The following is a 13,702-nucleotide window of genomic DNA, read 5'->3' as shown; positions in this document are numbered from 1 at the left end:
CGCAGTATCAACCTGGCACTGGATCACCTATGAAGATAGTAATCGCACCAGATTCGTATAAAGAGAGCCTGAGCGCGCTGGAGGTGGCGAGCTGTATCGAGCAGGGCTTCCGGGCGATATTTCCGGCGGCGCAGTATATCAAGCTACCGATGGCGGACGGTGGGGAAGGCACCGTGGAGGCGATGGTGGCGGCCACTGGTGGGCGCCGCATCGGGGTGGACGTCACTGGCCCGCTGGGGGAGACGGTAGCCGCGTTTTATGGCCTGTGTGGGGACGATCGGCGGGCGATTATTGAGATGGCCGCCGCCAGTGGTCTGGAGCTGGTGCCCCCCGCCCGCCGTAACCCGCTGCTGACCACCTCGTGGGGGACCGGCGAGCTGATACGCCATGCCCTCGACCAGGGGGTGACGCATATTATTATTGGTATTGGCGGTAGCGCCACCAACGATGGCGGGGCCGGTATGCTCCAGGCCCTGGGGGCCCGGTTACTGGATGCCAGCGGGCAGCAGATTGCTGCCGGTGGCGGGGCGTTAGCCAGCCTGGACCGCATTGATACCCGCCAGATGGATGCCCGGCTACGCCAGTGCCAGATTGATGTGGCCTGTGACGTATCAAATCCCCTGGTGGGGCCGGAGGGGGCGTCGGCAGTCTTCGGGCCCCAGAAAGGGGCGGATGCCGCCATGGTGGCCCGGCTTGATGCCGGCTTAGCCCATTTTGCCGGGATTATCGCCCGGGATATCGGCTGCGATGTACGGCAACTGGCCGGGGGCGGCGCGGCGGGCGGTATGGGGGCGGCGCTGTTTGCCTTTTGTGGCGCCGGGTTACGCCCGGGCATTGAGATTGTGACAGATGCGCTGCATCTTGATGACCAGGTGCGCGACGCGGATCTGGTGATTACCGGGGAGGGGCGTATGGACAGCCAGACTATCCACGGTAAGGTGCCTTGCGGGGTGGCGCAGGTTGCCCGGCGACATCAGGTGCCGGTGATTGGCATTGCCGGGAGCATGACCGCGGATGTGGGGGTGGTATATGAGCACGGTATCGCGGCGGTATTCAGCGTGCTGTATCGCATTTGCACTCTTGATGAGGCCCTGAATCAGGCGGCGGATAATGTCCGTATGGCGGCGCGCAATATTGCTGCCGGGTTGCAGGTGGGTATGCAGCTGGCCAACCGGCGCAATAACGACCCCGAATCGCCGTAAGCCATAAAATGGCCCGGATAACACGCCCCTGAAAAGGGGCGTTTTGCTTATGTGGTGTGAAGGCGTGGCGTAAATGTGTCCCCGGGATTAGCCAAGAATTTTATGGGCCTCCCGGGTGACGTTATCCATTTCATCCAGTAACTCCAGCAGCTCCGGCTCCAGATCCTCGGCCACCGTACCGCGGCGCAGCTGCTGTTCCAGCAGTTTACACAGATTCTTGAGCCGCGGAACACCGCTATAACTGCAGCTGCCGTGCAGTTTGTGAATGATATCCACCAGCCCTTGTGGCTGTTCCCCCACCAGTTGTTCTTCCACGGTGTTACGTACCTCCGGGATAAAATCCAGCAGCATATGCAGCATATCCCGGGCCAGGTCGGTTTTATTGGCGGCCTGTTGTAGGGCCAGCGCCCAGTCGAGGGTCACATCCCGGATTGCCGGCGCCGGTAGCCCCGGTATGGCCGGGAGCATGGCAGGCGGCGTGTCGCCGGGTGGTAAAGGCGCCGTTACGCTGATCTCCGGCTGGTGGCGGCGTAATAAGCTGTGCAGCTTATCCTCTTCAATCGGCTTGGCCAGGTAGTCATTCATGCCCGCGTGGATCAGTTTCTCCTTCTGGCCCGCCATGGCGTGGGCGGTAACCGCCACCACCGGGGTTTGCTGCTGGTGCGGGAGCTGGCGGATCAGTTCGCAGGCACGGATACCGTCCATGTCCGGCATCTGAATATCCATCAGGATCACATCCAGCTTCATCTGGCTGGCGCAATCCACCGCCTGGCGGCCACTACTGCACAGCACCACGTGCTGGACGACATCTTCCAGCAGGGCGCCGATAAGCTTCAGGTTGGCGGGGTTATCGTCCACCGCCATGACGGTGATCGGTAGCTTGGCATTACTGGTGGCGCCGGTAGCCCCGGACTCCGGGGGATGGGTGCTGCAATGCTCCTGCAGCAACGGCATCAGCCGGGTGGTAGTGATGGGCTTGCTGATACAGGCGTTGGCGCCGCACTTCATCAGATTCTCTGCTTCCACCTGGCCCTGGCAGGGCAAGGCGAGGATCAGGCAATCGCTCATCCCGGCGGCTTTTGCCAGCCGTTCGTTTTGCATATTAAGCGGGGCCCGGAAGGTGACCGGAATACCAATCAGTAAAATGTCATAGCGCTCTTCCGGCAGGGCAGTGAAAGTGGCGCTGTAAATCAGTTGCAGCGGCGTGGCAGAGAGCATGTCCATGGTTGCCTGAGCGGCGGCCTCGTTGGCTTCCACATAGGCCAGACGCTTGCCGATCAGGGCGTCCATGGCGTGGCCGTCCACCACCACATTGGCGTTTAAATCAAGATTGATGTGGAACCAGAAGGTGGATCCCCGGTTTGGCTGGCTGTGGAAGGTGATGTCACCGCCCATCTCGTTGACCAGCCGCTGGGTAATCACCAGCCCCAGGCCGGTGCCGCCGTGGCGGCGCGAAATACTGGTATCCGCCTGGCGGAATGCCTGGAACAACCGGGATTGATCGCGCTCCGGAATGCCGATGCCGGTATCGCTGATGCGCATCTCTAACTGGACTTTGTTATTGCCTATTGAGCGCTTCTCAACCAGCACGTCGATATTGCCGCTTTCGGTAAACTTAATCGCGTTGCCCACCAGATTGGTAATAATTTGCTGGAGGCGCAGCGGGTCGCCAATGACATTGTCCGGGACATCATTTTTAATATTCAGGGTCAGCTCGAGCCCTTTATCATGGGCGGAGTGCGCCAGCAGCGATATCACTTCGTCCATGGTATTACGCAGCAGGAAAGGAATGCTTTCGAGCATTAATTTCCCGGCTTCCAGTTTCGAGAAGTCCAGCACGTCGTTAATAATGGTCAGCAGGTTATTGGCGGAACGCTCAATGGTGTGAAGATGGTCCCGCTGGGTGGACGTTAAGGTGGTTTTTAAGGTCAGACGGGTAAAGCCAATCACCCCGTTGAGCGGGGTGCGCAGCTCATGGGACATGTTGGCGAGAAATTCTGACTTGATGCGCGCCGCTTCCTGGGCGCGCTTTTTGGCCAGATCCAGCTCAACGTTCTGGATCTCCATTTGCTCCAGGGTTTCGCGTAAATCCGACGTGGCCTGGTCAACATTGTGCTGCATCTCTTCGTGGTAGGCGGTCAGGGACATGGCCATGGAGTTAATGCCGTTTTTCAGCATATCCAGCTCCCCGAGCATAAAGCCTTCTACCCGGCTATCCAGCTGCCCCCGGCGGATGCGGTCTACCGTGTTCACCATATTGCGGATAGGGCTGGTGACATCGCGCATCAGCCGCCAGGAGAAAATCATTGAAATACCGACACACAGCAGCAACAGCAGGCCGGCGGTAAATATTTCCCGGTACTGTTGCAGATGTACCGATTGCAAATCCAGCTCAAGGGCCACATATCCGAGGGTGTTGCCTTCGGCTTTGGCGTCTGCCACTTCGGACTCATCCGGCGAATAATACTCCGAAATAATCGGGGTGCGCATGATCAGCATATCGCCATTGCGGTGCACCTCCAGATCCGGCGGAATCGGCTCCCCCGGCGGTAATTGCAGGCGTCTGGGATCTTGCTGGGAATTAGAGGTGACAAACAGCCGGTTATTTTCGTCATAGACTGAAATAGCCCGCACAATATCGGAATGGCGGCGGTGTAATACACTGACTAATTGGCGAATGGATTCACGATTATGGAAGTTCATCCCATATTCACTGGAGACGGCCAGCGGCTCAATAATATTGGCACCGGCATCTTCTAATTGACGCTGTAAATCGTTATAGCGATGGATAACGAAGAATAAACTCAACAGCAGGCCGATCAATACCGTCGGTGCCAAAATCAAAATCATCATGCGTGCCCGAAGGCTGTAGTTGGTCATGAGGTTCCAGGTATGGGACAATCAGTGAATCGAAAGTTGAGAACATTATCTGTAATGGCGCAATTCTACTCTGCAAAACGACGTGTGACGACGCGTCAGATCATAACTGTGACGGTCGACGGGCTGGATCCTTTTGGCCAGGGCGTTGCCAGACACAACGGTAAGACGGTTTTTATTCCCGGCGCGCTGCCTGGCGAACAGGTAGAGGCGACGCTGCACGATGAAAAACGCCATTTTTCCCATGCTAAGGTTAAACGCCGCCTAAACGACAGCCCGGCCCGGGTGAGCCCCCGTTGCCCCCACTATGGGGTCTGTGGAGGATGCCAGCAGCAGCACGCTTCGGTGGCGCTACAGCAGAGCAGCAAAGCGCAGGCGCTGTCCCGGCTGATGAAACACGAGGTGGGCAAGATAATCAGCGGCCCGGCGTGGGGATACCGGCGTCGGGCGCGGCTGGGGCTGAACTGGGCCCCCCGTGGCCCGGCGTTACAAATGGGTTTTCGCCAGTCCGGCAGCAACGATCTGGTGGATATCCGCCAGTGCCCGGTTTTGGTGCCCGATCTTGAGGCATTACTGGTGCCGCTTTATCACTGTCTGGCGGGGCTGCAATCTGCCCGTAAGCTCGGGCACGTAGAGCTGGTGCTGGCGGACAACGGCCCGCTGATGGTTTTACGCCATTTGGCCCCGCTACCGGCAGAAGATAGCCAAAAACTGGAACAGTTTTCGCATTCCCACCGGCTGGCACTGTTTCTGGCGCCGGACAGTGAGATACTGGAACAGGTGTGCGGTGAGTCGCCATGGTATGCCTCAGACGGTCTACGCTTATCGTTTAGCCCGCGGGACTTTATCCAGGTAAACCGTGACGTTAACCAGCAGATGGTGGCGCAGGCCATAAGCTGGCTGGATATCCAGCCGGAGGATCGGGTGCTGGATCTGTTTTGCGGGATGGGCAACTTTACCCTGCCGCTGGCCCGCCGCGCTGCCAGCGTGGTTGGGGTGGAAGGTGTGGCGGCGCTGGTCGCGAAAGGCAAACACAATGCTGCGTCTAATGCATTGAAAAATGTAACATTCTTTTGTGCTAATCTGGAAGAAGATGTGACCAGACAGCCCTGGGCGGCGCAGGGGTTCAGTAAGATATTGCTGGACCCGGCCCGGGCGGGTGCCGCTGGGGTGATGCAGCATATCATCAGGCTGGCCCCTGAGAAGGTGGTTTATGTCTCGTGTAATCCGAGTACGCTGGCAAGGGACAGTGAACCATTGCTGGCGGCGGGCTTCCACATAACACAACTGGCGATGCTGGATATGTTCCCGCACACCGGGCATCTGGAATCAATGGCACTGTTTGAGCGGCGTTAAATTTTTTGGCTATGCTGGCCTGGGTGGCTGGCGTCAGGTCCGGGGAGGGAGAGGACAATGGTTGCGGTAAGAAGTGCACATCTTAATACGGCTGGTGAGTTTGACCTGGAGAAATGGGTCACGAGTTTACATATTGCCAACCAGCAGTCGTGCGACATTCTGGCCGAGACCTGGCGCTATTGTCAGAAGCAGGTAGCCGGGCACAGTGATGCGGGGCTGCTACTGTGGCGCGGCGTGGAAATGGTCGAAATCCTCTCCACCCTGAGTATGGACCTCGACACCCTGCGGGCGGCGCTGCTGTTCCCGCTGGTGGACGCCCAGGTAGTGAGTGAAGAGGTGCTGCAAGAGAGTGTCGGCAAATCCGTGGTTCAGCTGATCCACGGGGTACGCGACATGGCGGCCATCCGCCAGCTTAAAGCAACCCACCGGGCGGATGCGGTCTCTTCTGAGCAGGTTGATAATGTCCGGCGCATGCTGCTGGCGATGGTGGATGACTTCCGCTGCGTGGTTATCAAGCTGGCGGAACGGATTGCCCATTTACGGGAAGTGAAAGACGCCAGCGAAGACGAACGGGTGCTGGCCGCCAAAGAATGTACCAATATCTATGCGCCGCTGGCCAACCGGCTGGGGATCGGCCAGTTAAAATGGGAACTGGAAGATTACTGCTTCCGTTACCTGCACCCCACTGAATATAAGCGCATTGCCAAACTGCTCCACGAGCGGCGTATTGACCGCGAACACTATATCAACGATTTCGTGGGGGTATTGCGCCAGTCCATTAAGGAAGAGGGCGTCAAGGCCGAGGTTTACGGGCGGCCAAAACACATCTATAGCATCTGGCGTAAGATGCAGAAAAAGCATCTGGCGTTCGATGAGCTGTTCGACGTGCGCGCGGTGCGTATTGTCGCCGAGCGCTTGCAGGACTGCTACGCAGCGCTGGGGATTGTCCATACCCATTTCCGCCATCTGCCGGATGAGTTCGACGATTACGTCGCCAACCCGAAACCCAACGGCTACCAGTCCATCCATACGGTGGTGCTGGGGCCGGGGGGCAAAACCGTTGAGATCCAGATCCGCACCAAACAGATGCACGAAGATGCCGAGCTGGGGGTCGCCGCCCACTGGAAATACAAAGAGGGCACCGTTGCCGGGCCGCGTACCGGCTACGAAGACCGGATTGCCTGGCTGCGTAAACTGATTGCCTGGCAGGAAGAGATGGCGGACTCCGGCGAAATGCTCGACGAAGTGCGCAGCCAGGTGTTTGACGATCGGGTGTATGTCTTTACCCCGAAAGGTGACGTGGTGGATTTACCGGCGGGCCCCACGCCGCTGGACTTTGCTTACCACATCCACAGCGATGTGGGGCACCGCTGCATTGGCGCCAAAATCGGCGGCCGCATTGTGCCCTTCACCTACCAACTGCAGATGGGCGATCAGATAGAGATTATTACCCAGAAGCAACCGAACCCGAGCCGGGACTGGCTGAACCCGAACCTGGGGTACGTCACCACCAGCCGCGGGCGCTCTAAAATCCACGCCTGGTTCCGTAAACAGGATCGGGATAAGAACATCCTTGCCGGCCGCCAGATCCTCGATGACGAGCTGGCGCATTTGGGGATCAGCCTGAAAGATGCTGAAAAATCCCTGCTGCCCCGCTACAACTTTAACGAGGTTGACGAGCTGCTGGCCGCCATCGGCGGGGGCGATATTCGTATCAACCAGATGGTGAACTTCCTGCAGGCGCGCTTTAACAAACCCAGCGCTGCCGAACAGGATGCCCAGGCGTTACAGCAGCTTAAGCAAAAAGCCTACACCCCGCCGGTCCAGAACCGCAGTAAAGATAATGGCCGGGTGGTGGTCGAAGGGGTGGGTAACCTGATGCACCATATTGCCCGCTGCTGCCAGCCGATCCCGGGGGATGAAATTATTGGCTTCATCACCCAGGGCCGGGGGATTTCGATTCACCGGGCGGACTGCGATCAGCTCGCTGAGCTGCGCAACGTGGCGCCGGAGCGTATTGTCGATGCGGTATGGGGGGAGACGTATTCCGCCGGGTACTCCCTGGTGGTACGGGTTACCGCCAACGATCGCAGCGGCCTGCTGCGCGACATCACCACCATTCTGGCGAATGAGAAAGTTAACGTTCTGGGGGTGACCAGCCGCAGCGATACCAAACAGCAGCTGGCGACCATTGATATGAATATCGAAATCTATAACCTGCAGGTGCTGGGCCGGGTACTGGCGAAGCTGAACCAGGTCCCCGATATTATTGACGCCCGCCGTCTGCACGGCTAAGCCGGTGTCCGCCGGGGCTTTCCCCGGCGGCCCGGTATTTCCCTTCCCTGAGATGTATTGAGAGAGTGATGAACCAGATTGACCGCCTGCTTGGCATTATGCGCCGCCTGCGCGATCCGCAAACCGGCTGCCCGTGGGACACCGCGCAGACTTTTAGCTCCATTGCGCCCTATACCCTGGAAGAAACCTACGAAGTGCTGGACGCCATTGCCCGGGAGGATTTTGACGATCTGCGCGGCGAGCTGGGGGATTTGCTGTTCCAGGTGGTGTTTTATGCCCGGATGGCCGAGGAAGAAGGGCGGTTCAATTTCAGTGATATCTGCGCGGCCATCAGCGACAAACTGGAGCGCCGTCACCCGCATGTTTTTGGCGAAATTGAGGCGAAAAACAGCGAACAGGTAGCCTCCCGCTGGGAAAAAATCAAAACCAGCGAGCGGGCGGAGAAAGCCCAGTATTCGGCGGTGGACGATATTCCCCAGGCGCTCCCTGCACTGATGCGCGCCCATAAAATCCAGAAGCGGGTGGCGGCGGTCGGGTTCGACTGGGACGCGCTGGGGCCGGTGCTGGATAAAGTCCATGAAGAGATTGATGAAGTGATGCATGAGGCGCAGCAAGCGGTGGTGGACCCGGCAAAACTGGAGGAAGAAGTGGGGGATCTGCTGTTTGCCACGGTCAATCTGGCGCGCCACCTGGGCACCAAAGCGGAAACGGCGTTGCAAAAAGCCAACCTGAAGTTTGAGCGCCGTTTCCGCCAGGTCGAGCAAATCATCATCAGCCAGGGGCTGACCATGCCTGGGGCGACCCTCGAACAGATGGAAGATGCCTGGCAGCAGGTGAAACGCCAGGAATATGATATTTAAACAAATTTTTGGATAAGTGGGTTTTGTGGCACATTTCTAATTAACAAGTGGTTGATTTGCGTCAAAAACATTTCCTGCCGAACCGCTATTTTCTCCATCCTGAGGCCGGGGATGTACCGGTCACAAGATGAATGTCTGGTGGACTTCGGGTGGGGAAACCGCATTAAGCGGGTTAAGCGGTAAGAATCATCATGATGATCTTATTGTGGTTATTAATCCGCAGCGCAGGATTTATCCTGGTTTTATACCCCCTGATTGATGGCAGCGCGCGAAGGAAAGTTTGTGGCCCCGACCCTGTTCGGGTATACTACTTTCCCGTCCTGGTTATTCCATCGTCTTTTAAACCTAACTTCTCAGGTTCAGCATGACAACGAACTATATTTTTGTGACCGGCGGGGTCGTTTCCTCTCTGGGTAAAGGCATTGCCGCAGCCTCCCTCGCAGCTATTCTCGAAGCCCGTGGCCTCAACGTAACTATGATGAAACTGGATCCGTATATTAACGTCGATCCAGGCACCATGAGCCCTATTCAACATGGGGAAGTGTTCGTTACTGAAGACGGCGCTGAAACTGACCTGGACTTGGGTCACTACGAACGCTTCATCCGCACCCGGATGACCCGTCGTAACAACTTTACTACCGGCCGTATTTATTCCGACGTTCTGCGTAAAGAACGCCGCGGTGACTATCTGGGCGCAACGGTACAGGTTATTCCTCACATCACTAACGCGATTAAAGAACGCGTTATCGCCGGTGCCGAAGGCCACGACGTGGTGCTGGTTGAAATCGGCGGTACCGTCGGTGATATCGAATCACTGCCGTTCCTTGAAGCGATTCGCCAGCTGGCCGTAGAAGTGGGCCGTGAACACACCATGTTCATGCACCTGACCCTGGTGCCGTATCTGGCCGCTTCCGGTGAAGTGAAAACCAAACCAACGCAGCACTCGGTTAAAGAATTACTGTCCATCGGTATTCAGCCAGATATCCTGATTTGCCGTTCAGATCGCGCGGTTCCGGCTAACGAACGCGCCAAGATCGCGCTGTTCTGTAACGTGCCGGAGAAGGCCGTTATCTCCATGAAAGATGTCGATTCCATTTATAAAATTCCGGCACTGTTGAAATCACAGGGCCTGGACGATTATATTTGTAAACGATTCAGCATCGACTGCCCGGAAGCAGACCTGTCCGAATGGGAACAGGTTATCTACGAAGAAGCAAACCCGGCAGGGGAAGTGACTATCGGTATGGTCGGCAAGTATATCGAATTGCCGGATGCCTATAAGTCCGTTATCGAAGCGCTGAAACACGGTGGCCTGAAAAACCGCGTTACGGTCAACATCAAGCTGATTGATTCGCAGGATGTTGAAACCCGCGGCGTTGAAATCCTCAAGGGTCTGGATGCCATCCTGATCCCGGGCGGCTTCGGTTACCGTGGCGTGGAAGGCAAGATTGCCACTGCGCGCTATGCCCGTGAAAACAATATTCCGTATCTGGGTATTTGCCTGGGTATGCAGGTTGCGCTGATTGAGTTTGCCCGCAATGTCGTCGGGATGGAAAACGCGAACTCTACGGAATTTGTGCCAGACTGTAAGTACCCGGTCGTGGCCCTGATTACCGAATGGCGTGACGAAGAAGGCAATGTTGAGGTGCGTTCTGAGAAGAGCGATCTCGGTGGCACAATGCGTCTGGGTGCTCAGCAGTGTCAGCTGTCTGACGACAGCCTGGTTCGCAAGCTGTACAACGCGCCGGTGATTACTGAACGTCACCGCCACCGTTATGAAGTTAACAACATGCTGCTAAAACCGATTGAAGCTGCTGGCCTGCGTATTGCTGGCCGTTCCGGTGATGATCAACTGGTCGAGATAATCGAAGTGCCGAACCACCCGTGGTTTGTTGCTTGCCAGTTCCACCCGGAATTTACGTCAACGCCGCGTGATGGGCACCCGCTGTTTGCTGGCTTTGTGAAAGCCGCCAGTGAGTACCAGAAGCGCCAGGCGAAGTAAAAAAGTCAGAACTGCAACGCCCTCATGGGGCGTTGTTTGTCAGGAAGTTTTTAGTTTAACTAGTGATTTGAGGAAAACCTAATGTCCAAAATCGTTAAAGTCATCGGTCGTGAAATCATCGATTCTCGTGGTAACCCGACTGTTGAAGCCGAAGTACATCTGGAAGGTGGTTTTGTTGGTATGGCAGCAGCCCCGTCAGGTGCTTCTACTGGTTCCCGCGAAGCGCTGGAACTGCGCGATGGCGACAAATCCCGTTTCATGGGCAAAGGCGTACTGAAAGCGGTTGCTGCGGTTAACGGCCCGATCGCTGACGCTGTAATCGGCAAAGACGCTAAAGACCAGGCTAACATCGATAAAATCATGATCGACCTGGACGGTACCGAGAACAAATCCAAGTTTGGCGCTAACGCCATCCTGGCGGTGTCTCTGGCTGCTGCTAAAGCTGCCGCTGCCTCTAAAGGCCTGCCGCTTTACGCTCATATCGCTGAACTGAACGGCACCCCGGGCAAATACTCTATGCCTCTGCCGATGATGAACATCATCAATGGTGGCGAACACGCTGACAACAACGTTGATATCCAGGAATTCATGATTCAGCCGGTTGGCGCGAAAACCCTGAAAGAAGCGGTACGTATCGGTTCTGAAGTGTTCCACAACCTGGCGAAAGTGCTGAAAGCTAAAGGCATGAACACGGCTGTTGGTGACGAAGGCGGCTACGCGCCGAACCTGGGTTCCAACGCTGAAGCGCTGGCCGTTATTGCTGAAGCCGTTAAAGCCGCAGGCTACGAGCTGGGTAAAGACGTTACCCTGGCAATGGACTGTGCAGCATCTGAATTCTACAAAGACGGTAAATACGTTCTGGCCGGCGAAGGCAACAAAGCCTTTACCGCTGAAGAATTCACTCACTTCCTGGAAAACCTGACCAACCAGTATCCGATCGTGTCTATCGAAGACGGTCTGGACGAATCTGACTGGGCGGGCTTCGCATACCAGACCAAAGTTCTGGGCGACAAAATCCAGCTGGTTGGTGACGACCTGTTCGTAACCAACACCAAGATCCTGAAAGAAGGTATCGAAAAAGGCATCGTTAACTCCATCCTGATCAAATTCAACCAGATCGGTTCTCTGACCGAAACGCTGGCTGCGATCAAAATGGCGAAAGACGCTGGCTACACTGCTATCATCTCTCACCGTTCTGGCGAAACCGAAGATGCGACCATCGCTGACCTGGCGGTAGGTACTGCAGCGGGCCAGATCAAAACCGGTTCTATGAGCCGTTCTGACCGTGTTGCTAAATACAACCAGCTGATTCGTATCGAAGAAGCGCTGGCTGCACAGGGCACCCCGGCACCGTTCAACGGTCTGAAAGAAGTTAAAGGCCAGTAATTTTTTACGGCTGTTTTAACTGATTGCTAAAAAACCCGCTGCGGCGGGTTTTTTTATTGCTGTCCGCTCAGCGGCGCTTATTTTGTCACCGCAGACCGATCCTATTCACAGCCCGGTGGCGCGATTCAGCCCGGAGCATGATCTTGTGGGCAAGATCTGCGATAATTCATTTTTAACTTACGTGAGCAGACTATGCAGTACCCGATAAACGAGATGTTCCAGACCCTGCAAGGCGAGGGGTATTTTACCGGCGTGCCGGCCATTTTTATTCGCTTACAGGGATGCCCGGTGGGCTGCGCGTGGTGTGACACTAAGCACACCTGGGACAAGCTTGAAGATCGGGAAGTGTCGCTGTTCAGTATCCTGGCAAAGACCCGGGAAAGCGACAAATGGGGCAATGCCAGCGAAGAAGATCTGCTGGCGATCATTGGCCGCCAGGGCTGGACGGCCCGCCACGTGGTGATCACCGGCGGTGAGCCCTGCATCCACGATCTGACCCCGCTCACGGCGCTGCTGGAGCAGCACGGTTTTAGCTGCCAGATTGAAACCAGCGGTACCCACGAAGTGCGCTGCACGCCGGGGACCTGGGTAACCGTATCGCCGAAGGTCAATATGCGCGGCGGCTACGATGTGCTGACCCAGGCCCTGCACCGTGCCGACGAGATAAAACATCCGGTGGGCCGGGTGCGGGATATTGAAGCGCTGGATGAGCTGCTGGATATTCTGACGGATGATAAAAAGCGTATTATTGCCCTGCAGCCCATCAGCCAGAAAGACGACGCCACCCGGCTGTGCATTGAGACCTGCATCGCCCGTAACTGGCGGCTGTCTATGCAGACACACAAATACCTCAATATCGCCTGAGCCATACTCCCGGGAGCGCACTATGTGACGGGGCGCTCCACCTGCTGGCAAAACTCACCCAGCGCCTGCGCCAGCGCGGCGGGGGCCTCCCAGGACATTGAATGCCCACAGCCGGGCAATACCTGCACCGCGTTACCGCGCCGCTGTAAGGTGTCAAAACCGGCGTCCGGCAATGAATGCTCACCAAACAGCAATCGCGTCGGCACCGGGAGCCGGCAATAGTGCGCCAGCCAGTCAACCTGGCTGTTCACCAGCCCCTGCGCACTGCGCCACACCGCCCGCGGAGACGCTGCCGCCATACAACCGGCCCAGGGGCTATGCTCGTCGCGGATCATACGCCGGTGGACGGTGGTGATATATTGCTGCTCGCTGAAGGCGGCAATCCGTTTACTGAAAAAACCGCCGCCGGGGTAGAAGTTAGGCTCAGACACCACCAGCCCGGCGAGCCGCTCCCCCAGGGTCGTGGCAACTTCAATACTGATGCTGCCCCCCATACTGTGGCCATACAGCACAACGCGCCCGGGGTGTAGATGGGTGAGCAGTTCGGTCACTACCTGCGCCTGGGCCGTGGTGGTATAGGGAAAATCGTCCGGTTTATCGCTGTAGCCATAGCCCGGCAAATCCACCAGGATCATACGGCGGCCCTGTAACGGGCTCAGTCTGGCGAGTGGCGGGTATTCATAAGAGGCGGCGCAGCCGAGGCCGTGGATCATCACCAGCGGTATACCGTTGCCGGGGAGATCCATCCAGCGGATCTGGCAGTGTGCTGTGGGGGAGGTGAACGCGTGCATTGTCGGGTTCCGGGAAGGTATCGGTGGCTAAACAGGATACGGAAAACCGGTAATGCAGCAAGAGGGTGG

At 57.0% G+C, this 13,702-nt stretch carries 9 protein-coding genes; 7 read left to right on the top strand and 2 right to left on the bottom strand.

The window, feature by feature from the left end; translation table 11 throughout:
- Positions 1 to 29 precede the first annotated feature (29 nt).
- Positions 30 to 1,202 (top strand): glycerate kinase, encoded by a 1,173-nt coding sequence (locus tag F9C28_RS02350; protein WP_199013526.1) that lies wholly within the window; start codon positions 30 to 32, stop codon positions 1,200 to 1,202.
- A gap of 87 nt (positions 1,203 to 1,289) precedes the next feature.
- Here the strand turns inward: F9C28_RS02350 and barA are convergent, their stop codons facing one another.
- A complete protein-coding gene (barA, locus tag F9C28_RS02345; protein ID WP_199013525.1) occupies positions 1,290 to 4,082 on the bottom strand; it encodes a two-component sensor histidine kinase BarA in 2,793 nt (930 codons plus the stop codon).
- Positions 4,083 to 4,136: 54 nt separating this feature from the next.
- On the opposite strand from barA, the gene rlmD reads away from it, so the two are divergent.
- From rlmD to queE, 6 genes are all read left to right on the top strand, one after another.
- Positions 4,137 to 5,435: a 23S rRNA (uracil(1939)-C(5))-methyltransferase RlmD gene (gene rlmD, locus F9C28_RS02340; protein ID WP_199013523.1), complete on the top strand. Its 1,299-nt coding sequence runs from the start codon at positions 4,137 to 4,139 to the stop codon at positions 5,433 to 5,435.
- Positions 5,436 to 5,492: 57 nt separating this feature from the next.
- The gene (relA, locus tag F9C28_RS02335; protein WP_199013522.1) at positions 5,493 to 7,730 is read left to right on the top strand and encodes a GTP diphosphokinase; all 2,238 of its coding nucleotides are present in this window, start codon (positions 5,493 to 5,495) and stop codon (positions 7,728 to 7,730) included.
- A 68-nt stretch (positions 7,731 to 7,798) separates the two neighbouring features.
- A complete protein-coding gene (mazG, locus tag F9C28_RS02330) occupies positions 7,799 to 8,590 on the top strand; it encodes a nucleoside triphosphate pyrophosphohydrolase (protein WP_199013520.1) in 792 nt (263 codons plus the stop codon).
- Between the two features lie 364 nt (positions 8,591 to 8,954).
- Positions 8,955 to 10,592, top strand: coding sequence for a glutamine hydrolyzing CTP synthase (gene pyrG / locus F9C28_RS02325; protein WP_199013519.1), 1,638 nt, complete (start codon positions 8,955 to 8,957; stop codon positions 10,590 to 10,592).
- Positions 10,593 to 10,673: 81 nt separating this feature from the next.
- Complete coding sequence (gene eno, locus F9C28_RS02320) at positions 10,674 to 11,978, top strand: phosphopyruvate hydratase (RefSeq protein WP_199013517.1); 1,305 nt, start codon at positions 10,674 to 10,676, stop codon at positions 11,976 to 11,978.
- 192 nt (positions 11,979 to 12,170) lie between these two features.
- Positions 12,171 to 12,842, top strand: coding sequence for a 7-carboxy-7-deazaguanine synthase QueE (gene queE / locus F9C28_RS02315; RefSeq protein WP_199013515.1), 672 nt, complete (start codon positions 12,171 to 12,173; stop codon positions 12,840 to 12,842).
- A gap of 20 nt (positions 12,843 to 12,862) precedes the next feature.
- Here queE and F9C28_RS02310 read toward each other — a convergent pair whose 3' ends face one another.
- Positions 12,863 to 13,633, bottom strand: a complete 771-nt coding sequence (locus tag F9C28_RS02310; protein ID WP_199013514.1) for an alpha/beta fold hydrolase — start codon at positions 13,631 to 13,633, stop codon at positions 12,863 to 12,865.
- Positions 13,634 to 13,702: the final 69 nt, after the last annotated feature.

The sequence above is a fragment of the Shimwellia pseudoproteus genome (assembly GCF_016415625.1).
Taxonomy (GTDB): Bacteria; Pseudomonadota; Gammaproteobacteria; order Enterobacterales; family Enterobacteriaceae; genus Shimwellia; species Shimwellia pseudoproteus.
This window is presented reverse-complemented; position numbering and strand designations above follow the sequence as displayed.